The organism is Bradyrhizobium sp. Pa8 (assembly GCF_052588265.1).
On the sequence record NZ_CP176767.1, the window covers coordinates 5,326,801 to 5,347,678 of the forward strand.

20 protein-coding genes, 1 tRNA gene and 1 pseudogene are annotated in these 20,878 nt (G+C 64.3%); 6 read left to right on the forward strand and 16 right to left on the reverse strand.

Translation table 11 applies throughout. The annotated features are described in order from the left end of the window. Positions 1-8 precede the first annotated feature (8 nt). The 14 genes from nuoH to ACKWRH_RS24825 all read right to left on the reverse strand — a co-directional run bounded on the left by nuoH (position 9) and on the right by ACKWRH_RS24825 (position 13,633). Entirely contained in the window at positions 9-1,076 is a 1,068-nt protein-coding gene (gene nuoH / locus ACKWRH_RS24760; RefSeq protein WP_063982981.1) for an NADH-quinone oxidoreductase subunit NuoH, read from the reverse strand. Positions 1,077-1,080: 4 nt separating this feature from the next. Further along, the gene (nuoG, locus tag ACKWRH_RS24765) at positions 1,081-3,156 is read right to left on the reverse strand and encodes an NADH-quinone oxidoreductase subunit NuoG (protein WP_445215652.1); all 2,076 of its coding nucleotides are present in this window, start codon (positions 3,154-3,156) and stop codon (positions 1,081-1,083) included. Positions 3,157-3,161: 5 nt separating this feature from the next. Then, entirely contained in the window at positions 3,162-4,487 is a 1,326-nt protein-coding gene (gene nuoF, locus ACKWRH_RS24770; RefSeq protein WP_014494861.1) for an NADH-quinone oxidoreductase subunit NuoF, read from the reverse strand. A 15-nt stretch (positions 4,488-4,502) separates the two neighbouring features. After that, complete coding sequence (locus ACKWRH_RS24775) at positions 4,503-4,703, reverse strand: hypothetical protein (protein WP_445215653.1); 201 nt, start codon at positions 4,701-4,703, stop codon at positions 4,503-4,505. After that, positions 4,703-5,314: an NADH-quinone oxidoreductase subunit NuoE gene (nuoE, locus tag ACKWRH_RS24780; protein ID WP_028149052.1), complete on the reverse strand. Its 612-nt coding sequence runs from the start codon at positions 5,312-5,314 to the stop codon at positions 4,703-4,705. Before nuoE ends, ACKWRH_RS24775 begins: the two co-directional genes overlap by 1 nt. Before the next feature lie 10 nt (positions 5,315-5,324). Continuing rightward, a complete protein-coding gene (locus ACKWRH_RS24785; RefSeq protein WP_445215654.1) occupies positions 5,325-6,287 on the reverse strand; it encodes an FkbM family methyltransferase in 963 nt (320 codons plus the stop codon). Then, the gene (locus tag ACKWRH_RS24790) at positions 6,287-7,483 is read right to left on the reverse strand and encodes an NADH-quinone oxidoreductase subunit D (RefSeq protein WP_145666028.1); all 1,197 of its coding nucleotides are present in this window, start codon (positions 7,481-7,483) and stop codon (positions 6,287-6,289) included. Before ACKWRH_RS24790 ends, ACKWRH_RS24785 begins: the two co-directional genes overlap by 1 nt. Positions 7,484-7,485: 2 nt before the next feature. Continuing rightward, positions 7,486-8,097: an NADH-quinone oxidoreductase subunit C gene (locus ACKWRH_RS24795; protein ID WP_445215655.1), complete on the reverse strand. Its 612-nt coding sequence runs from the start codon at positions 8,095-8,097 to the stop codon at positions 7,486-7,488. An 11-nt stretch (positions 8,098-8,108) separates the two neighbouring features. After that, positions 8,109-8,696, reverse strand: coding sequence for a NuoB/complex I 20 kDa subunit family protein (locus ACKWRH_RS24800; protein WP_061847881.1), 588 nt, complete (start codon positions 8,694-8,696; stop codon positions 8,109-8,111). Then, positions 8,687-9,052 (reverse strand): NADH-quinone oxidoreductase subunit A, encoded by a 366-nt coding sequence (locus tag ACKWRH_RS24805; protein WP_007603535.1) that lies wholly within the window; start codon positions 9,050-9,052, stop codon positions 8,687-8,689. Before ACKWRH_RS24805 ends, ACKWRH_RS24800 begins: the two co-directional genes overlap by 10 nt. 248 nt (positions 9,053-9,300) lie before the next feature. Beyond that, a complete protein-coding gene (locus tag ACKWRH_RS24810) occupies positions 9,301-9,531 on the reverse strand; it encodes a hypothetical protein (protein ID WP_445215656.1) in 231 nt (76 codons plus the stop codon). Then, the gene (locus ACKWRH_RS24815; RefSeq protein WP_445215657.1) at positions 9,531-10,667 is read right to left on the reverse strand and encodes a PepSY-associated TM helix domain-containing protein; all 1,137 of its coding nucleotides are present in this window, start codon (positions 10,665-10,667) and stop codon (positions 9,531-9,533) included. Before ACKWRH_RS24815 ends, ACKWRH_RS24810 begins: the two co-directional genes overlap by 1 nt. A 22-nt stretch (positions 10,668-10,689) precedes the next feature. Further along, complete coding sequence (locus tag ACKWRH_RS24820; RefSeq protein ID WP_445215658.1) at positions 10,690-12,942, reverse strand: TonB-dependent siderophore receptor; 2,253 nt, start codon at positions 12,940-12,942, stop codon at positions 10,690-10,692. Positions 12,943-13,117: 175 nt separating this feature from the next. After that, positions 13,118-13,633 (reverse strand): MarR family winged helix-turn-helix transcriptional regulator, encoded by a 516-nt coding sequence (locus tag ACKWRH_RS24825; protein ID WP_254120056.1) that lies wholly within the window; start codon positions 13,631-13,633, stop codon positions 13,118-13,120. Between the two features lie 184 nt (positions 13,634-13,817). Here ACKWRH_RS24825 and ACKWRH_RS24830 point away from each other — a divergent pair, with 184 nt between their 5' ends. From ACKWRH_RS24830 to pepT, 6 genes are all read left to right on the forward strand, one after another. After that, a complete protein-coding gene (locus ACKWRH_RS24830) occupies positions 13,818-15,008 on the forward strand; it encodes a Rieske 2Fe-2S domain-containing protein (RefSeq protein ID WP_445215659.1) in 1,191 nt (396 codons plus the stop codon). Positions 15,009-15,128: 120 nt separating this feature from the next. After that, positions 15,129-16,424: a spinster family MFS transporter gene (locus ACKWRH_RS24835; RefSeq protein ID WP_445215660.1), complete on the forward strand. Its 1,296-nt coding sequence runs from the start codon at positions 15,129-15,131 to the stop codon at positions 16,422-16,424. A 142-nt stretch (positions 16,425-16,566) separates the two neighbouring features. Beyond that, entirely contained in the window at positions 16,567-16,770 is a 204-nt protein-coding gene (locus ACKWRH_RS24840) for a hypothetical protein (protein ID WP_445215661.1), read from the forward strand. A 157-nt stretch (positions 16,771-16,927) separates the two neighbouring features. Further along, positions 16,928-17,004: transfer RNA gene (locus tag ACKWRH_RS24845), tRNA-Asp, on the forward strand. A 185-nt stretch (positions 17,005-17,189) separates the two neighbouring features. Continuing rightward, entirely contained in the window at positions 17,190-17,504 is a 315-nt protein-coding gene (locus tag ACKWRH_RS24850; RefSeq protein WP_028149043.1) for an HU family DNA-binding protein, read from the forward strand. A 120-nt stretch (positions 17,505-17,624) separates the two neighbouring features. Next, positions 17,625-18,875: a peptidase T gene (pepT, locus tag ACKWRH_RS24855; RefSeq protein WP_445215662.1), complete on the forward strand. Its 1,251-nt coding sequence runs from the start codon at positions 17,625-17,627 to the stop codon at positions 18,873-18,875. A gap of 67 nt (positions 18,876-18,942) precedes the next feature. Here the strand turns inward: pepT and ACKWRH_RS24860 are convergent. Together ACKWRH_RS24860 and ACKWRH_RS24865 are read right to left on the reverse strand one after the other, a co-directional pair. Further along, positions 18,943-19,823 (reverse strand): annotated as a pseudogene (locus ACKWRH_RS24860) (hypothetical protein). A gap of 280 nt (positions 19,824-20,103) precedes the next feature. After that, complete coding sequence (locus ACKWRH_RS24865) at positions 20,104-20,820, reverse strand: cation transporter (protein WP_445215663.1); 717 nt, start codon at positions 20,818-20,820, stop codon at positions 20,104-20,106. Positions 20,821-20,878 lie beyond the last annotated feature (58 nt).

A 20,878-nucleotide genomic window follows, 5' to 3' on the forward strand; every position in this document is an offset into this window, starting at 1 on the left:
GACGGCCCTCACTTCGGCGCGATGCCGGCGAAATGCAGCACACCGGCCACCACGACCACCATCGCCAGCGACAGCGGCAGGAACACCTTCCAGCCGAGGCGCATCAATTGGTCGTAGCGGTAGCGCGGCACGATCGCCTTTGCCATCGCGAACAGGAAGAACATGAAGAACACTTTGAGCGAGAACCAGATGATCCCCGGCACCCAGTTGAAGGGCGGCAGATCCACCGGCGGCAACCAGCCTCCGAGGAACAGGATCGTGGCCAGCGCGCACATCGTGACGATCGCGACATACTCGCCGAGCATGAACAGCAGATACGGCGTCGAGCCGTATTCGACCATGAAGCCGGCGACGAGCTCTGATTCAGCTTCGACGAGGTCGAAGGGTGGACGGTTGGTTTCCGCCAGCGCCGAGACGTAGAAGATCACGAACATCGGGAACAGCGGCCACACATACCAGTTCAGAATGGTGAGCTGCGGCAACCCGATCAGGCTGGCGAGGCCACGGGCATGCTGGGCCTCGACCACGGCCGACAGGTTCAGCGTGCCGGCGCAGAGCAGCACCGTGATGATGACGAAGCCGATCGAGACCTCGTAGGACACCATCTGCGCGGCCGAGCGCAGCGCGGCCAGGAACGGGTATTTCGAGTTCGACGACCAGCCGGCCATGATGATGCCGTAGATCGACAGCGACGAGATCGCGAAGATGAAGAGCACGCCGACATTGATGTCGGAGATCACCCAGCCGAGATTGGTCGGGATCACCGCCCAGGCGGCGAGCGCGAGCACGCAGGACACCAGCGGCGCCAGCAGGAATACGCCTTTGTTGGCGCCGGACGGGATGATCGGCTCCTTCAGCACGAACTTCAGCAGGTCGGCGAAGGACTGCAGCAGGCCCCAGGGGCCGACCACGTTTGGGCCGCGGCGGATCTGCACCGCCGCCCAGATCTTGCGGTCGGCGAGCAGGATGTAGGCGATCGCGACCAGCAGGACGACGAGCACCAGGACGCTCTCCGCGACCATGATGATCAGCGGCCAGAGGAAACCGGTCCAGAATGCGCTTTCGAAGAATTCCATCGGCTCACTCCGCTGCGGTCAGCATCTGCCCGGAGGCAAGCCGCGAGCATTCCGCCATCACGGCGGACGCACGCGCGATTGGGTTGGTCAAATAGAAGTCCTCGATCGCCGGCTTGAACGGTGCCTTCTCCGGCGAGCCGCCCTTCCCTGCCAGCTTCCTGATCTGGTCGGCGGCGCCGGCCTCGATCTGGTCGAGACGGATCAGGTGCGGCACGGCTTTGAAGATCGCCTGGCGGAGCGCCGACAGCGAGTCGTAGCCGAGCTTCTTGCCGAGCGCTTCCGACAGGGCGCGCACGATCGCCCAGTCCTCGCGGGCTTCGCCCGGCGGAAACGCGGCGCGGCCGGTCATCTGCACGCGGCCTTCGGTGTTGACGTAGATCGCGGACTTCTCGGTGTAGGCGGCGGCCGGCAGGATGACGTCGGCGCGATGCGCACCGCGGTCGCCATGGGTGCCGATATAGACGACGAAAGTGCCGTCCGACGGCTTGATCTCGTCGGCGCCGAGCAGGAACAGCAGGTCCAACGTGCCGAAGGTCGTCATTTGCGCGGCGTTCAGGCCACCTGCCGTGGCGGAGAAGCCGATATCGAGCGCACCGACGCGCGAGGCGGTCTCGTGCAGCACGGCAAAACCGTTCCAGCCGTCCTTCACCGCGCCGACATCGAGCGCGAGCTTGGCGGCGGCGGCGAGAATGGCGGCGCCGTCGTGACGCGAGGCCGCGCCCGCGCCGACCAGGATGATCGGGTGCTTGGCGTTCTTCAGCACGTCCATGAAGGAGTGCTTGCCGGCCGCGAGCTCGCCGAGCGTCTCGGTGCCTGCACCCAGATGATCATAGTCGTAGGTCAGGTCGACCTTGGCACCGATCACGCCGACCTTGAAGCCGCCGGCGCGCCAGCGCTTGCGGATGCGGGCGTTGAACACGGCCGCTTCCTTGCGCGGATTGGCACCGATGATGAGCAGCGCATCGGCCTGCTCGACGCCGACCAGCGTCGGATTGAAGATGTAGGAGCCGCGGCCGAGCGCGGGATCGAAGGCGTCGCCGCCCTGCACGGCCAGATTGCCCGAGCCGTACTTGGCGAGCAGGTCCTTCAGCGCGAACATCTCTTCGACGCCGGCGAGGTCGCCGGCGATCGCGCCGATGCGCTTGCCGTCGGTACGCGCCGCCTTCGCGGTGATCGCGGCGAAGGCCTCGGGCCAGCTCGCCGCGCGCAGCTTGCCGGCTTCGCGGATATAGGGCCGGTCGAGACGCTGGGTGCGCAGGCCGTCGACGACATGGCGGGTCTTGTCGGAGATCCACTCCTCGTTCACGGCCTCGTTGATGCGCGGCAGCACGCGCATCACCTCACGACCTCGGGTGTCGACGCGGATCGCCGAGCCGATGCCGTCCATCACGTCGATCGACTGGGTCTTGCCGAGCTCCCACGGGCGCGCCGCAAAAGCATAGGGCTTCGAGGTCAGCGCGCCGACCGGGCAGATGTCGACGAGGTTGCCCTGCAATTCGGACGTGAGCGCGTGCTCGAGATAGGTCGTGATCTCCATGTCCTCGCCGCGGCCGGTGGCGCCCATCTCGGGGGCGCCGGCGACTTCCGCCGAGAAGCGGACGCAGCGCGTGCACTGGATGCAGCGGTTCATCGAGGTCTTGACCAGCGCGCCGAGGTACTTGTCCTCGACCGCGCGCTTGTTCTCGGCGAAGCGGCTGGTGTCGACACCATAACCCATCGCCTGGTCCTGCAGGTCGCACTCGCCGCCCTGGTCGCAGATCGGGCAGTCCAGCGGATGGTTGATCAGAAGGAATTCCATCACGCCTTCGCGCGCCTTCTTCACCATCGGCGACCGCGTGGAGATTTCCGGCGGCTCGCCCTTGGGACCCGGACGGCAATCGCGCACGCCCCAGGCGCAGCTCGCGACCGGCTTCGGGCCGCCCTTCACTTCGACGAGGCACATCCGGCAATTGCCGGCGATCGACAGCCGCTCGTGATAGCAGAAACGCGGAATCTCGGCGCCCGCGGCTTCGCACGCCTGGAGCAGCGTATACTCGGCGGGGACATCGATCTCTTTGCCGTCGATGATGAGCTTGGTCATTTCTCTTACTCCGCCGCGACCATGTTCACGGGATCGCGGACGCCGATATCGTCGATGTCAGCCTTGTGCGAATACTGGTCGATGCGCGCTTCGATCTCGTGACGGAAATGCGCGATCAGGCCCTGGATCGGCCAGGCGGCTGCGTCGCCAAGCGCGCAGATGGTGTGGCCTTCGACCTGCTTCGTCACCTCGAGCAGCATGTCGATCTCGCGCTTGTGGGCACGGCCGTCGGCCATGCGGGTCAAGACGCGCCACATCCAGCCGGTGCCCTCACGGCACGGCGTGCACTGACCACAGCTCTCATGCTTGTAGAAATAGGAGATGCGGGCGATTGAGCGGATCAGGTCGGTCGACTTGTCCATCACGATCACGGCCGCGGTGCCGAGGCCCGAGCGCAGCTTGCTCAAGCTGTCGAAATCCATCGGCGTGTCGATGATCTGCTCGGCCGGCACCATGCGCACCGAGGAACCGCCGGGGATCACGGCCTTGAGGTTGTCCCAGCCGCCGCGGATGCCGCCGCAATGCTTCTCGATCAGCTCACGGAACGGAATGCCCATGGCCTCTTCGACGTTGCAGGGCCGCTCGACATGGCCGGAGATGCAGAACAGCTTGGTGCCGACATTGTTCGGACGGCCGATGCCGGCGAACCAGGCCGCACCGCGGCGCAGGATATCGGGCGCAACCGCGATCGACTCGACGTTGTTGACGGTGGTCGGGCAGCCGAACAGGCCGACATTGGCCGGGAACGGAGGCTTCAGACGCGGCTGGCCCTTCTTGCCTTCGAGGCTTTCGAGCAGCGCGGTTTCCTCGCCGCAGATATAGGCGCCGGCGCCGTGCGCGACGTAGATGTCGAACGGCCAGCCGTTGACATTGTCCTTGCCGACGAGCTTCGCCTCATAGGCCTGGTCGATCGCGGCCTGGAGATGCTCGCGCTCGCGGATGAACTCGCCGCGGACATAGATGTAGCAGGCATGCGCGTTCATCGCGCAGCTCGCGATCAGGCAGCCCTCGATCAGGAGATGCGGATCGTGCCGCATGATCTCGCGATCCTTGCAGGTGCCGGGCTCGGATTCGTCGGCGTTGACGACGAGATAGCTCGGCCGGCCGTCGGTCGATTCCTTCGGCATGAACGACCATTTCAGGCCGGTCGGGAAGCCGGCGCCACCGCGCCCGCGCAGGCCCGAGGCCTTCATCTCGTTGATGATCCAGTCACGGCCCTTGTCGATGATATTCTTCGTACCATCCCAGGCGCCGCGGCGCCGCGCGCCCTCGAGCCCCCAGTCGTGGAGGCCGTAGAGGTTCTTGAAGATGCGGTCCTTGTCCTCGAGCATTTCAGTGCTTTCCGATCAACGATTGGACTGCTTGTAGGCAAGTCCGGCGGCGCAGACGGCGAAGGTCAGCGCCCAGAGTAGGCTGCTCTCCTGCGTCGCGTTCATCACGAAGCGCTGCAGCAGGAACATGAAGGCGGCCGCGACCGCGGCATGCATGGCAACGAAGCCCCATTTGTTCACGGCCTCGTTCCCTCCAATTGTGGGGAGATCACGCATCAGGTGATCTCCTTCAGCGTGGTCGGCCCACCCGTCGGCGCCGAGAACTGGCGGCCGTTCTGCGGACCGGGCTTCGGCGGATTGCCCGAGGCGAAGCCGTCGAGCACCTTGCCAAAGGTTTCCTTGGTCAAATCCTCATAGGTGTCCTTGCCGATCAGCACCATCGGCGCGTTCACGCAGGCACCGAGGCACTCCACCTCTTCCCAGCTGAAATTGCCGTCCTTGGAGAGATGGAACGGCTCGTGGTGGATGCGGTGCTCGCAGACGTGGATGAGATCCTCGGCGCCGCGCAGGCGGCACGGCGTGGTGCCGCAGACCTGCACGTGGGCCTTCTTGCCGACGGGGGCGAGCTGGAACATCGTGTAGAAGGTCGCGACCTCAAGCACGCGGATATAGGGCATGTCGAGCAAGTCGGCGACGGCGCGGATCGCGGCTTCCGACACCCAGCCGTCGTGCTGTTCCTGGACGCGCCAGAGGATGGCGATCACCGCGGAGGCTTGCCGGCCGGCCGGATATTTCGCGATCTGCTGCTTGGCGAACGCGAGGTTCTCCTCCGTGAACGCAAAGCTCGCGGGCTGGACTTCCTTCGGTGCTAATCGGCGAACGGACATCTCTTATCTCTCACTGCATACGGCGCGCGGTTTTCGCATTCAGGGCATCGATCCTGTCCTGCCAGAATGCGCTTGCGGTGCCGAAAACGTTGTAGCCGACGTGGGTCGAGACCTTGATGCGGTCGAGGATCGACAGCTCGGTCACGGTCTCCATCCGGTTGCTGCGCGGATCGAACACGATCAGCTTCAGCGGCGTCTGTTCGAGGATAAAGCGCGACACCGCGTGGCTGCGATCGCTGCCGTGCTCCTCGCACATGATGACGCTGTCGGTCTCAAGCAGCCGGGCGCCGCCCTTGATGGCTTCGATCTCGACGCCCTCGACATCGAGCTTGATCAGGTACTTGCCGTGGGCCGCCACCTTGCCGTCGTCGATGAGATTGTCGAGCGCGAGAACAGGCACGTCCTCGCCGCCCGCCGACGGTGCGCCGGCGATGCTGAAGGCCTCATGCTTGGTGCCTGTTAGCCGCGCAGTGCCACGAGCCGCACCGATCGCGCATTTCAGGGGCTCGAAGCGGTTGCCGTTGACGCGGGCGTTGTTGGCAAGCTTCGGATAGTTCTGCCCCGACGGCTCGATCGCGATCGCCTTGTGCGATCCGAACGGCTTGCTCGAGACCAGCACCGACCAGTAGCCGTAATTGGCGCCGCAATCGAGCAGCGTGTAGTCGACGTCGATGGAGTCGGCGAACAGGACCTCCAGCTCGTCCTCGTAGTTGTACGAGCGGTTGAGCAGCTTGCTCCAATAGCCGTCGCCGTAGGGGAATTCGAACACGGCGTCGGGATTGAGCCTGATCGCGATATTGCGCTCGGGCAGCGTTTTCCGCAGCAGGTTCGCGCAGGCGATGTAGCCCATATGCGAGAAGTGCGACGAGATCTTCGATCCCGTCACCAGCGCCAAGGCAGCCGTCCGCTCCCACAGGTTGGCCCCTTCAAGGGCCCCCGAGGCACGGTCAAACTGGATTGGCGCCTGCGCCATCACCGATCGACCTCTCCGAACACGATGTCGAGCGAGCCCAGGATCGCCGAGACGTCGGCGAGCAGATGGCCGCGGCAGATGTGGTCCATCGCCTGCAGATGCGCGAAGCCCGGCGCGCGGATCTTGCACTTGTAGGGCTTGTTGGTGCCGTCTGAGATCAGATAGACGCCGAACTCTCCCTTGGGCGCCTCGACCGCGGCATAGACTTCGCCGGCCGGCACGTGGACGCCTTCGGTGTAGAGCTTGAAGTGATGGATCAGCGCTTCCATCGAGCGCTTCATCTCGCCGCGGCGCGGCGGCGCGACCTTGTTGTCTTCGACGACGACAGGCCCCTTCCCGTCGGCTGCGTTCAGCTTCTGGATGCACTGCTTCATGATGCGCACGGACTGGCGCATCTCTTCCATGCGGATCAGGTAGCGATCGTAGCAGTCGCCGTTCTTGCCGATCGGGATGTCGAAATCCATCTCGGCGTAGCATTCATAGGGCTGCGACTTGCGCAGGTCCCAGGCCGCGCCCGAGCCGCGCACCATGACGCCCGAGAAGCCCCACTCCCAGGCTTCCTTAAGCGGCACCACGCCGATATCGACGTTGCGCTGCTTGAAGATGCGGTTGGCGGTGAGGAGGCGATCGAGGTCGTCCACGACCTTCAGGAACGGATCGCACCAGGCCTCGATGTCGTCGACCAGCTTCTGCGGCAGGTCCTGATGCACGCCGCCGACGCGGAAGAAGGCTGCGTGCATACGGCTGCCGGAGGCGCGCTCGTAGAACACCATCAGCTTCTCGCGCTCTTCGAAGCCCCACAGCGGCGGGGTCAGCGCGCCGACGTCCATCGCCTGCGTGGTGACGTTGAGGAGGTGCGAGAGGATGCGGCCGATCTCGCAATAGAGCACGCGGATCAGCTGGCCGCGGCGCGGCACCTCGATGCCGAGCAGCTTTTCGGCGGCGAGACAGAAAGCGTGCTCCTGGTTCATCGGCGCGACGTAGTCGAGCCGGTCGAAGTACGGGATCGCCTGGAGATAGGTCTTCTGCTCGATCAGCTTTTCGGTGCCGCGGTGAAGCAGGCCGATATGGGGATCGACGCGGGCGACGATTTCGCCGTCAAGCTCCAGGACCAGACGCAGCACGCCGTGCGCAGCCGGATGCTGGGGCCCGAAGTTGATGGTGAAATTGCGAAGCTGTTCGGGTTGCTCGTTCATGATCAGACCTTCGGTCCCGCCTTCTCGTCACCGGGAAGCGGATAGTCCGCCCCTTCCCACGGCGAAAGGAAATCGAACTTGCGGAATTCCTGGTTGAGTCGGACAGGCTCGTACACGACCCGCTTCTCCTGGTCGTCGTAGCGGACCTCGACGAAACCGGTGGTGGGGAAATCCTTGCGCAGCGGATGGCCCTCGAAACCGTAATCGGTCAGCAGGCGGCGCATGTCGGGGTGGCCGACGAAGAACACGCCATAGAGGTCGTAGGCCTCGCGCTCGAACCAGTCCGCGCCCGGGAACACGTCGATCAGCGACGGCACCTGCGTGGTCTCGTCAGCCTGGGCCTTGAGCCGGATTCGCGTGTTCAGGGTCGGAGACAGGAAGTGATAGATCACGTCGAAGCGCTTCTCGCGCGCCGGATAGTCCGCGGCCGTGATGTCGGTGAAGTTGATGAAGCGGCATTTCGGATCGTCGCGGAGGTACTTGACCACCTCGACGATCTTGCTGGCCTCGACATCCACCGTGAGCTGGTTGAAGGCAACCGAATGACCGATGGCGGCGCCCGGAAGCGCGCTAACGATCGTCTGCCCCAGGGCGTCGAGCTTGGCGTCGTCCATGACGTAAAACCTTAGCGTTCGATGGTGCCGGTGCGGCGGATCTTCTTCTGCAGCAGCAGCACGCCGTAGAGCAGCGCTTCCGCCGTGGGCGGGCAGCCCGGCACGTAGATGTCGATCGGCACGATCCGGTCGCAGCCGCGCACGACCGAGTAGGAATAGTGATAGTAGCCGCCGCCGTTGGCGCAGGAGCCCATCGAGATGACGTAGCGCGGCTCGGGCATCTGGTCGTAGACCTTGCGCAGCGCAGGCGCCATCTTGTTGGTCAGCGTGCCGGCGACGATCATCACGTCGGACTGGCGCGGCGAGGCACGCGGGGCGAAGCCGAAGCGCTCGACGTCGTAGCGCGGCATCGAGACCTGCATCATCTCAACCGCGCAGCAGGCGAGACCGAAGGTCATCCACATCAGCGAGCCGGTACGGGCCCAGGTGATGAGGTCGTCGGTCGCGGCCACGAAGAAGCCCTTGTCGGACAACTCGGAGTTGACCTCGAGGAAAAACGGATCGTTGGCGCCGACCGGCCTGCCGGTCGACGGATCAAGGATGCCCTTGGGGGCCGGCGCGACGACCGGACCTGTGGACGATGCAGGGTTCAATCCCATTCCAGTGCTCCTTTCTTCCATTCATAGGCGAACCCGACCGTGAGCACGCCGAGGAACACCACCATGGACCAGAAGCCGGTCGCGCCAAGCTTGCCGAACGCCACCGCCCAGGGAAACAGGAACGCCACCTCGAGGTCGAAGATGATGAAGAGGATGGCGACCAGGTAGAAGCGGACGTCGAACTTCATGCGAGCGTCGTCGAACGCGTTGAAACCGCACTCATATGCCGACAGCTTTTCCGGGTCCGGCTGCTGGAACGCCACGATGAAGGGCGCGATCAGCAGCACAAGGCCAATGAGACCCGCTACCCCTATAAAGACGACGAGTGGAAGATAGTTCTGCAGAATGCCGCTCATTGACGAGCCCTTTTTCCCGCAGCCTCGGGACAGCCACGGATTCGTCCAGTTTGGAATTGTTCTGAGCCTTAGCGCAGTGCACCAATGGGCGCAAGACACGCTCTTTTTAGGCCCTTTGCCGCCCCCAGAACGATAGAAATCCCGGAATCACCCCGCGGCTGGTATGGAGCAGATCGCTAATCCCAGCAAGGGCGGCCACAGTTTTGCAGGGCAGCCGTTCGAAGATTGCGGCACACGGGCAGAGGCCGCTATTTGCCGCGTATCGTCCGCGAAAATTGCCCGGTTTTCTGGGTGCGGCAGCGCACCCAAACCCAGACAATGACCAGCACCGGGGCTCCCACCGTCACCCAGGCGACATACTGGCCCAGCGTTCCCCAGAGCAGCGCGGCCAGCAGGCCGGTGATGGTCGCGGCCGCGAGCAGGATGGGTGCCGCAAAGACACGTATCCACAGGCGCGAACGGTCAGAGGAGCCATGCATCACGACGGGACCGGGGTCCGTCTGGCGAATGCGTTGGCTCTGGCCGGCGCACGCTTGCGCCGCCGCGCCAGCCAGAGATAGAGGCCGCTGCCGATCACAACGATCGTGAGAATGTCGAGCACGGCCCAGATCACCTTGAGCGGGATCCCGCCATAGTCGCCGAAATGCAGCGGCTGCGAAATCAGGAGCGCCTGCAGGTAGACCGGCAGCGCCCGGCTGTCGGCGACCTCCCCTGTTTCGCCGTCGAGCAGGACCGGCTTGAGGAGCCGCGCCGTCAGCGCCGTGTCGCCGCGCATGAAGGCGGCGAAGTGGTGCGAGGAGGTGAAGGGCGTGCCCGGGAACGCGATGAAGGCGACCTCCATGCCGGGAGCCGTCTGTCTGGCACGCGCGACGACGTCGTCGAGCGAAGCCAGATGCGATGGCGGCGACTTGCCGGCATAGGGCGCGACCATGCTGGCGAGCTCGGTTGCCTTCCACTGGTTGAGCATCAGCTCGGCCCAGGTGTTGACGACGCCGGTCAGCCCAACCACCAGCGCCCAGGCCACCGTCACGACGCCGATCAGATTGTGCCAGTCGAGCCAGCGCACGCGGCGCGAGGCATGATCGCGAATGGTGGCGAAGCGCTGCCGGCGGGTGAACGGCCAGTACAGCACCACGCCGGAGATGATGGCGATGGCGAACAGCAGGCCCATCCCGCCGAGGAACAGTTTTCCGGGCTGGCCGGCGAACATGTCGGTATGCAGCTTGAGCATGATCAGCATCGGCCCGACGCCGACCGGTCCGAGCAGCTTGGTCGACACCGCATCGAACGCGCGCACGGTCGTGTTGTCAGGCAGCCCGTCGACGGCGCTGTTGGTGAACGCCGTCACGATCCCGGGCTCGTCCTTGTCCCAGGAGATATATTGCAGCACCCGGCCGGGATCGGCGGCGAGCGCGGCGTCGGCGACGGCTTGCGTCGTCGCACGCGCCGCGCCCGCATGAGCTTGGGGCTGGGGGGCATAGCCCATGAGCTCATCGATCTCGTGATGGAAGATCAGCGGCAGGCCGGTCAGGCAGAGCAGCAGCAGGAAGACGGTCGAGATCAGGCTGGTCCAGGTGTGGACCACGGACCACAGCCTGACCGTGCGCGCCTTCACAAAGCCCTCCCCTCGCCTGCGCCTACCACTTGTAGGAGACGCTGGCGGTGACGCGCCGGCGGTCGCCATAGAAGCAGGACGAGGCCGCCGCGCAGCTCGCGACGTAGATCTTGTCGGTCAAATTGATCACGTTGATGGCCGTGCGCCAGTTCTGCCATTCGTAATGGACCGCGAGATCGCCGAGCACCACCCCGGGAACCTCGAGGGTGTTGGCGGGGTCGGCCCAGGAGGAGCCGACATAGCGCACGCCGCCGCCGAAACCAAATCCTTCGAGCGGCCCGTCCTTGAAGGTGTAGTCCGCCCAGCCCGAAACCAGCAGCTCGGGGGTATTGGTCGGCGTCTTGCCGACCAGCGCCGGATTGAGGTCCCTGCTGGTGAAGAGATGGTACGCCGTGAAGGCGCCGATGAACTTCAGCTCCTTCGTGGCATTGGCCACCGCTTCGAGCTCGATGCCGCGCGAGGTCACCTCGCCGGTCTGGTTCTGCAGCGTGGTGATGACCGGATCGGTGGTCGGCACGTTCTGACGCTTCAGATCGAACAATGAGGCGGTGAAGTAGCCGTCAAATCCCTTGGGCGCGACCTTCACGCCGATCTCGGCCTGCTGGCCGGTCTCCGGCTGGAACAGCTGGTTTTGCGCGTTGAGGCCGATGATCGGGTTGAAGCTCGTTGCGTAGGAGATATAGGGCGCGATGCCGTTGTCGAAATTGTAGATCAGGCCGGCGCGACCGCTGAACTGGCTGTCATTGTTGCTGGCGAGCGTCGCCCCCGTGTCGCGGGCGGCCTGCGTCGTCTCGACCCAATCGTTGCGGCCGCTCAGCACCAGCGTGAAGTTGCCGAGCTTCATCTGGTCCTGGAGATAGGTGCCGGCCTGCTTCTGCGTGATCAGGAAGTTGCGGAACGGAGGGCCCGTGAGCGGGATGTTGATGCCATAGACGGGATTCAATACGTTGATCGGAGGAACGGTGCCGAAGTTGAAGGCCTGATAGTCGTCGATCTGATAGCCCTTCAGATCGACCCCGAACAGCATCGTGTGCCTGACAGGACCGGTGTTGAAGCGATATTCCAGCTGGTTGTCGAGATCGGCCTGGTTGGCGGTATCCTTCGCATACCAATTGTAGCGACCGAGAGAGGCCGCATTGATATTGTCCCAGCCGTTGCCGATGTAACCGCGATAGGTCAGGTCGATATGCGCAAATCGCGCATTCTGCCGGAACGTTAGATCGTCGGTGAGATTGCGTTCGAACTGATAGCCGAGCATCTCCTGCTCGCGCGTGAACTTGTCGACGCTGGGATCGCCAGCGAAGAAGCTGGTCGGGATCTTGCCGAACGGCGCGTTCGTCACCGTGCCCTGGTAAGGCAGGAAGTTGATGCCGCGGGTGTCGGTCTTCGACGCCGAAGCAAGCACCGTGAAGGTGGTGTCGGCATCCGGCTTCCAAGTGAAAGACGGCGCGATGAAGTAGTTGTTGTCGGGCGTGAAGTTGACCTGGGTCGGGCCGTTCTGCACCTGGCCGACGACGCGGTAGAACAGCTTGCCGTTTTCGGGCTGCGTCGCGACTGGGCCGCCGACATCGAAGCCGACATAGGCGTTGCCGAAATTGTTGACCCCGGTTTCGACGTAGCGGATCGGCTCCGTCGGCGGCATCTTGCTGATGACGTTGACGATGCCGCTCGGGCTCGATCCGCCGTAAAGCACTGCCGACGGACCGCGCAGCACCTCCACGCGCTCCATGTTGAACGGCGGAAGCCTCCAGCTCGCATACGCCGTGTAGAACAGCTGCATGCCGTCGAGGAACAGTCCGATGTCGTCGGACTTGAAGCCACGGATCAGCCACCAGTCGTTGCGGGTGTCTGCACCAAAGGTCCCGGCGCGCACGCCCGCGGTGTAGCGCAGGACCTCGTCGAGCTTGTTAGGCTTCTGGTCGCGGATCTGGTCTGCGCCGATCACAGAGACCGACTGCGGCGTCTGCATGATCGGCGTGTTGGTCTTGGTGCCGGACGAGCTGCGGTTGGCAACATAGCCGTTCACCGGACCGCGCGGCGTCTCGACAAAGCCGACATTGCGCTGTTGAACCGGCCTGCGGCTGGCGGCGGACTGCACCGACGGCCGCGCCGCGCGGCGCACGGCGGCAGCAGGCGCGCGGCGGCGTGTTTCCGGCGCGTCGACGGTCACCGACGGCAGATTTTGCGCGCCACTTTGCGTCGACGATTGCGCAAGCGATGCCTGCGGCACCAATACGAAAGCGGACGCGGTCGCCAGGACGGCTGTCCGCAGCATATGAAGACTGTTCAACGCGCACCCCAATATGTCTGTTTTGCTGCGTCATGCCGTCGTTCCCCCAACGACAAGCGCTTGCGATGACGCTTAGGTGAGCGCGCGCGAATTCCCTAATTGAAAGGTTCTTAGAAGGACTCTTAGAAGCGATCCAATATTTCTGGAGATCGCTGCGAGATCAGCGCGGAACTTTCTCGGCTTCGAGCATCTTTTCGGCTGTCGCCGTGAGACGGTCGATCTGCGCCAGCAGCGTCTCGAACTCGTCCTTGCTCAACTGTTCCAGCAATTGCCGATTGCGCTCCTGCGCGCCTTCGACGATCGCATCATGCGCGGCGAGCCCTGCCGCGGTCAGCGAGACCAGCACCTCGCGGCTGTCCTTCGGGTTTGCCGATTTCGCGATCAGCTTGCGCGAGACGAGTTCCGCGAGCGCGCGGCTGATCTGGCCCTTGTCCTGCCCGACGGCTTCGGCGAGCCGCGCCACGCTCATCGGCGGACGGCGGCCGAGCGAGGCGACAAGACCGAACTCGACCGAGGACAATCCGGCGAGGCGCTTGTAGCGGAGGATCGCGCCGCGCTTGAGCAAATTGGCGAGCACCATCAGCCGCGACGACAGCATCACGGTGATCGGCGCCGGCGAGTGACTTTCGTCCGCATCGGGCGACGCATGCCCGTCCCTGCTCGATGTCTGGCTCATGATCCACCTCTGCCAAGAAAGCCAGGGCGTGCCAAGTCTTGGTAGCGCAACCTCCCCAACCACTTCCGAATGCGATTAAGAGGCATTTTGAAAGATCGTTGACATTGTCATCGATCTGCCTTTGACTGAGCCAACACGCGAAGATGACCGGGTCACCAAGGCCCGGCGACGCGGGAGGAACCGTATGACCATGACCCAGCGGGATCGCGATCTCGGCACCGGCTATGCAATGAAGCCGGCGCACACGCGCACCGAGCTCACCTCGGTTACGCGCGGCACGCCGATGGGTGAGTTGCTGCGCCGCTACTGGCATCCGGTCGGGCTTGTCAGCGACGCCACCGACACGCCGAAAAAGGTGCGCGCGCTCGGCGAGGATTTGATCCTGTTCCGCGACAAGCACGGCCGCGTCGGCCTCTTGCACGCCCGCTGCTGCCATCGCGGCACCACGCTCTATTATGGCAAGGTCGAGGAAGACGGCATCCGCTGCTGCTATCACGGCTGGAAGTTCGACACCGAGGGCCATTGCCTGGAGCAGCCCTGCGAGCCCGATGGCGGACAGTTCAAGGACAAGGTGCGCCAGCCCTGGTACCCGGTCGAAGAGCGCTACGGGCTGATTTTCGCCTATATGGGCCCTGCCGAGAAACGCCCGGTGCTGCCGGTTTACGAGTGCCTCGAAAACATGGACGACGGCGAGTTCGTCGAGGCCGACGATTCCTCGATCGGCGGTGGCGGGCCTGCGGTCATCCCCTGCAACTGGCTCCAGCATTTCGAGAACGTGGTCGATCCCTATCACGTGCCGGTGCTGCACGGCTCGTTCTCGGGTCCCCAATTCACCAACATGATGGCCTCGATGCCGGAAGTGACGTTCGACAAGACACCGCGCGGCATCGCCGTGCGCTCGATCCGCAAGCAGGACGACGGCAAGGTGTTCTATCGCGTCACCGAGGCCGCCCTCCCCACGCTCCGTGTCGTGCCGAACCCGCGAGTGGCGCAGTTCGCCCGGGTCGAGTCGATCGGCTGGACCCTGCCGATCGACGACACGTCGTTCCGCATCTACGTCGCCGGCCGCGTCAAGACATCAGGCGACATCGGCCGCATGCGCTCAAAATTCAACGGAAAGTTCTGGTGGGACATGACCGAGCAGGAGCACCAGCAATTCCCGGGCGACTACGAGGCCCAGGTCGGCCAGGGCCCGCAGACCATCCACTCCGAGGAGCATTTCGGCCAGAGCGACCGCGGCATCCTGATGATCCGGCGCATGCTCGGCGAGCAACTGGAGGCGATGGAAGCAGACCGCGATCCGATCGGCGTGTCGTTCGACGCAAGTGCTGCGCCAGTCGAATTCGAAGCGGGGAATTACATCCGCGAAGGCTGAGTTTTTGTTTGGCGCGTTTTCTTCACGCGGACCGGTATCCACTTCGCTCGAAAACGCTCTCGACCAGCCTCACGAAGGGCTGTACCGGCAACGATAACAAAGACAAGTTGGGGGGATGCGATGGTCGATGTGACGTCACAAGTGTCGGTGCAAACGACTGCGGCGGCAAAGCCGCCGGCGCGGCGCTATTACGTGCTGGGCCTGCTCACCATCATCTATGCGCTGAACTTCCTCGACCGCACGATCTTCAACGTCCTGATCGAGCCGATCAAGAAGGAGTTTCAGCTCAGCGACACCATGATGGGCCTGCTCGCAGGCTTCGGCTTCGCACTGTTCTATTCCCTGCTCGGCATTCCCATCGCGCGCGTCGCCGACCGGCTCAACCGGCGCAACATCGTTGCCGTGGCCTTCGCGTTCTGGAGCGCGATGACCGCGCTGTGCGGGATGGCCTCGAGCGTGACCTCGCTGGCGCTGGCGCGCATCGGCGTCGGCATCGGCGAATCCGCGGGCTCGCCCGCCTCGCAATCGATCGTCGCCGATCTCTTCACCAAGAACGAACGGCCGCGCGCGCTCGGCATCTACGCCATCGGCACCTATCTCGGTGTCTTCCTCGGCTATTTCATCGGCGGATACGTCAACCAGCACTATGGCTGGCGGATGGCGTTCTATGTCGCCGGCCTGCCCGGCATCGTGCTCGCATTGATCCTGTGGCTGACGATCTCCGAGCCGAAGCGCGGCGCCATGCAGGAGAGTTTCGTCCCCGAGCCGCTCGGGCCGACACTGCGCTTCCTGGCCTCGCAGCAGAGCTTCATCATCGTGCTGGTCGGATTCTGCCTCACCACCTACACGAACTACGCAACGGCGGCCTGGATCCCGCCGTTCCTGGCCCGCGTGCACCATCTGTCGAGCGCCGAGATCGGCACCTATGCCGGCACCTTCAAGGGGCTCGCCGGCATGGCCGGCACCCTGCTCGGCGGCTTCGTGGTGGCGCAAATCAGCCGCCGCGACGACCGTTGGAAGCTGTGGGCCCCGGCGATCACCTCAGGGCTGGCCGGCCCGGTGTTCGCGCTGTGCATGCTGACGCAGGATTTCTCGATGATGGTCGCGATGCTGGCACTGACCTCGTTCCTGGTCGGCTTCCATCTCGGACCGATCTTCGCGATCGCGCAGACGGTCGCGAAGCCGAGCATGCGGGCGCTCGCCTCAGCCCTGATCGCGCTCACCGCCACCTGCTTCGGCCAGGGCGTCGGCCCACTTGCGGTCGGCATGGTCAACGACGCCCTCAAGGGCAGTTATGGCGCGGACGCCGTGCGCTATTCCCTGCTCTCGGCGGCGGTCACGACCACGCTGGGAGCCCTGCTGTTCGTCTGGGCGGCCCGCACGATCCGGGGCGATATCGGCCGGGCGGCCGCCTGAGACCCGTTCCGGCCACCAGCCCGGCGCAACCAAGCGGGCGTATTAATGAAACCATTTTGCGGAACCCGCGAAACCATCCGGAAACAGATGGTCCTTAAGACATGGGCCCATAGACGGCGGCTAAGCCCGTCGGGAGGCTCATATGAACCACTCAATTCACTCGGCTGATCGCGGCACCCACCTGAAGATCGTGGTGGTGGCGCTGGTTGCTGGTATTCTGGTCGCGGGCTTCGGGATCGCAGCCCGCACCAACGGCGATTCCAGCCAGACCGCCCAATCGGCCCACGTGATCAAGGCCGGCAAGCCGGTGGCCGTGACCAGCGCAGGCACGTCAGAGATTCGCTGACACGCCTGTTTCGGGCTGACAGGGCCGCCGCCTGGCGGCCTTTTTCGTTTTCCAGAGCAATGCTTAGCCGATGCGTCCTGACAAAGCGCAACGTCCTTGACTTCACCAAGCCCCGCCTTTAAGTCCCCCCTCGTTCCGCGCGCTTTCAGCGAACCACGCGGGAGTAGCTCAGTTGGTTAGAGCGCCGGCCTGTCACGCCGGAGGTCGCGGGTTCGAGCCCCGTCTCTCGCGCCATTTTGGCAATCCCTTCATAATCTTAGCCCGAACTTCTCGATGCCTTTCGCGGCATTGCCGGCGTCTGCCGGGAACTCGTGGCATAGTCAGCCCGCGCCCGAATCGTCTACGCCTTCCAGGACTTGGAGGGATCCCCACGCTTTACCGGCTTTTCCGGGGCTTCCCTGTCATTGAGGAGGCCAGATATGGCTAAGAAGGATTCGGCGAAGAAGGCAGCCGCTCCTGCCACCATCACGCTCAAGCACCTCGCCGCCGATATCGCGGAGAGCCAGGACCTCTCGAAAAAGCACGCCGAGGCCGTCCTGACCGACATGGTCGATCTGATCGCCAAGCACCTCAAGAAGGGCGACCGTGTCCGCATCGTCGGGCTCGGCATCCTCCAGGTCCGCAAGCGCGCCGCCCGCACCGGCCGCAACCCCACCACCGGCGAGGCGATCCACATCAAGGCCAGCAAGAAGGTCGCCTTCCGCCCGGTCAAAGAGCTGAAAGAGGCGATCTAGACGGCTCACCTTTCGTTAAGCCTGATCCGCATCGTTCCGGCCGCATCACGGCCCGCTTTTCTGATATACCGCCTGCTCCCCCAAGCCTTGCTTCCCCAAGACCCGGCGGTTTGACCAGAAATGTCCTCCCTCTCCTTTTCGCACACCGTGACCGAACGCTTCCTGCGCTACGTCACCATCGACACCCAGTCCGATCCGGAATCCCCGGCCTCGCCCTCGACCGAGAAGCAGAAAGACCTCGGCCGCGTGCTCGCCGCCGAGCTGAAGGCCATGGGCGTCGCCGACGCGCATCTCGACGACTTCGGCTACGTCTACGGAACGATCCCGGCCAACACGACCAAGAAGGTGCCGGTGATCTGCTTCTGCTCGCACATGGACACCTCGCCCGACGTGACCGGCAAGGACGTCAAGCCGCAGCTGGTGAAGGACTATCGCGGCGGCGATATCACGCTGCCGGGCGATACTAGCCAGGTGATCCGCTTCACTGAACATCCCGCGCTGAAGAACCAGATCGGCAACGACATCATCACCACCGACGGCACCACGCTCTTGGGCGCCGACAACAAGGCCGGCGTCGCCGAGATCATGGATGCCGCGCATTTCTTCATCAACAACCCCGATGTGAAGCACGGCACCATCAAGATCCTGTTCACGCCGGACGAGGAGATCGGCCGCGGCGTCGACAATGTCGACCTGAAGAAGCTCGGCGCCGATTTCGGCTACACCATGGACGGCGAGAGCGCCGGCAGCGTCGAGGACGAGACCTTCTCGGCTGACGGCGCCACCATCACCATCAACGGCGTCAGCGCCCATCCAGGCTACGCCAAGGGCAAGATGGAGCACGCGATCAAGATCGCAGCCGCCATCGTCGAGCGGCTGCCGAAGGAAGGCTGCTCGCCCGAGACGACATCAGGCAAGCACGGCTTTCTGCATCCGATCGGCATCGACGGCGCGCTGGAGCAGGCGACGCTGTCCTTCATCGTGCGCGACTTCACCGAGGAAGGGCTGAAGGAGAAAGAAGTCCTGCTCGAGAACATCGTCAAAGACGTGATGAAGGACTATCCGCGCTCGAGCTACAAGTTCGAGGTCAGGGAGCAGTACCGCAACATGAAGCAGGTGATCGACCGTCACCCGCACATCCTCGAATACGCCATCGAGGCGATCCGCCGTGCCGGCCTGCGCCCGATGCGCACCGCGATCCGCGGCGGCACCGACGGCTCGCGCCTGTCCTTCATGGGCCTGCCTTGCCCCAACATCTTTGCCGGCGAGCACGCGTTTCATTCGCGGCTCGAATGGGTCAGCCGGCAGGACATGGAAAAGGCCGTGCAGACGATCGTGCACCTTGCGATGATTTGGGAAGAAAAGGCGTAGGCCCCTCTCGCAGCCCCTCTCTTGGAGGTGATGTGGCCGGGCTTGCTCCCGGCCACCCTCTCGAGAGCTACGGCACCGGCATCGCGCGAGGGCTGCGATGGAAGCGGTCCGAGCTCGCCATCCAGTCCGGCAGCGGCGCTCCATCGCGGTGCCGCCCGCCGGCTACCGCCGCGGCCCAGGCCACCGCGGCTCCGATCAGGGCCGCTGCCGCCACCGAGAAGGCGACGATGACCGAGTTGCGCCGTGCGCGGTTGATCGCAGTCCGCGCGTCCGCGATCAGGGCGTCGACCCGACGCTCGGAATCGGCGGCCGCCAGTCCGGTCAGGTGACCTGCTGCACGAGATAATTGCGATCATCAAGCGCGACGCCACTATGGCTCGATGACGTCATCAGGATGCGTCCGGCTTCGGCTCGGGCTTCCCGCATGTCGGCGGGAGGCCGCCGCGGCGCGCGGAACAGCTTGTCGAGCTCATAGCTCAACAGCGGCTCGGCGGAAGTCGCATTCCCGGACGAGCTGCGCAACGGCGAACGGTCGATCGCGGCAGCACCGATGATCGCCAGCAGCGTCGCGCCGATCAGCACGGCCAGGGCCCAGGACGTCAGCCCGTGAAGCCCGTCCCGCCGCTCAGCGTGGTCCTGGATCGTGGCCAGCGCAGGCGCAGGTCGCGCGGTCCGGCCGGCGATATAACCGCCAAAGCCGAAACTGATCACCGCCTGGATGATCAGGTACAGCCCGGACAGCAGCGCCAACGCGACGGACGCATCACGCCATGTCGGCGAGGCCGAACTGACACCGAGGCCGATGGCGACGCCGAAGCCGACCAGGATGAACGACATCGCGCCGGCGGCGAAAGCGCCTGCGAACACCGAGCTCCATTGAATGGTGCGGCGGTCCTCGGCAGCCGCTACGCCAGCTTCCATCGTGTTCTCCTGTACGAGTGTTTCCATTGCCGTTCTCAACGCAGGCCGAAGAACGACAGGATCGCCATGATCACGACGATCAAGCCGATCAGATAGATCAGTCCGTTCATAGTCCCATCCTCCTCAAATGCTCCGGGGCGCTAATGAGGTCGGCGGACGAACGTTCCTAATTTTCCCAGCCGGCGGGAACGAACCGGCAGGATGCGGATTGTCTGTTCAAGTCCCAAGGATGAAGATCGTGAGCACAAGAGGCCTCAGCCGGTCAGCCCCGGGCTGGGGCCTTTTCGTATCTCGATTGCATCTCCCCTCAGGCAGTCACGGCAGCTTGCCCGCCGCGATACTCCGCCCACGCTTGCCGCAAGATTTGCAGTGATGAGGTGAGGAAGATTCCTGCCATCACGCCGGCGACCGCCAGATCGGGCCATGCCGTCGCGGTTCCAAATACGCCAATGGCAGCGACCATCACGATGACGTTGCCGATCGCGTCATTGCGCGAGCAGAGCCATACCGACCGCACGTTGGCGTCGCCGTCCTTGTAGCGCGCGAGCAGGAGAACCGAGGTCAGGTTCGCTGCCAGCGCGGCCAGGCTCATCGCTCCCATCAGCTCCGCACGCGGGAGCCCCAGGACCAGGGTCTGGTAGACCGTCGATCCGAACACCCAGGCTGCCATGGCGCTGAGCGACAACCCCTTGAACAACGCGGCGGTGGCACGCGTCTTGATGCTCGCGCCGATCACCGAAAGGCTCAGGCCGTAGGTGACCGTGTCGGCGAGGAAGTCGAGAGCGTCGGCCTTGAGAGCCTGGGAGCCGGCCAAATGGCCCGCCGCCATTTCACTCACGAACATCGTCGCGTTGATGGCGATGACGGTCCACAGCACACGCTTGTATCGCGGATCGAGCCCGTCGAAGACCGGAACGCCCGCCGAGCAGCAGTCGGCGCAGCCTGACGCGGCGACGTCCTCCACACGGGGCTTGGCGGCTTCCCTACAGCACGCATCGTGCGAGCAGCAAGACTCTTCCGGCATTCCGAGCTCCCTCTCGTCGCTTCTGTCTTACCATGGGACCGCAACGATGGCGATGAAC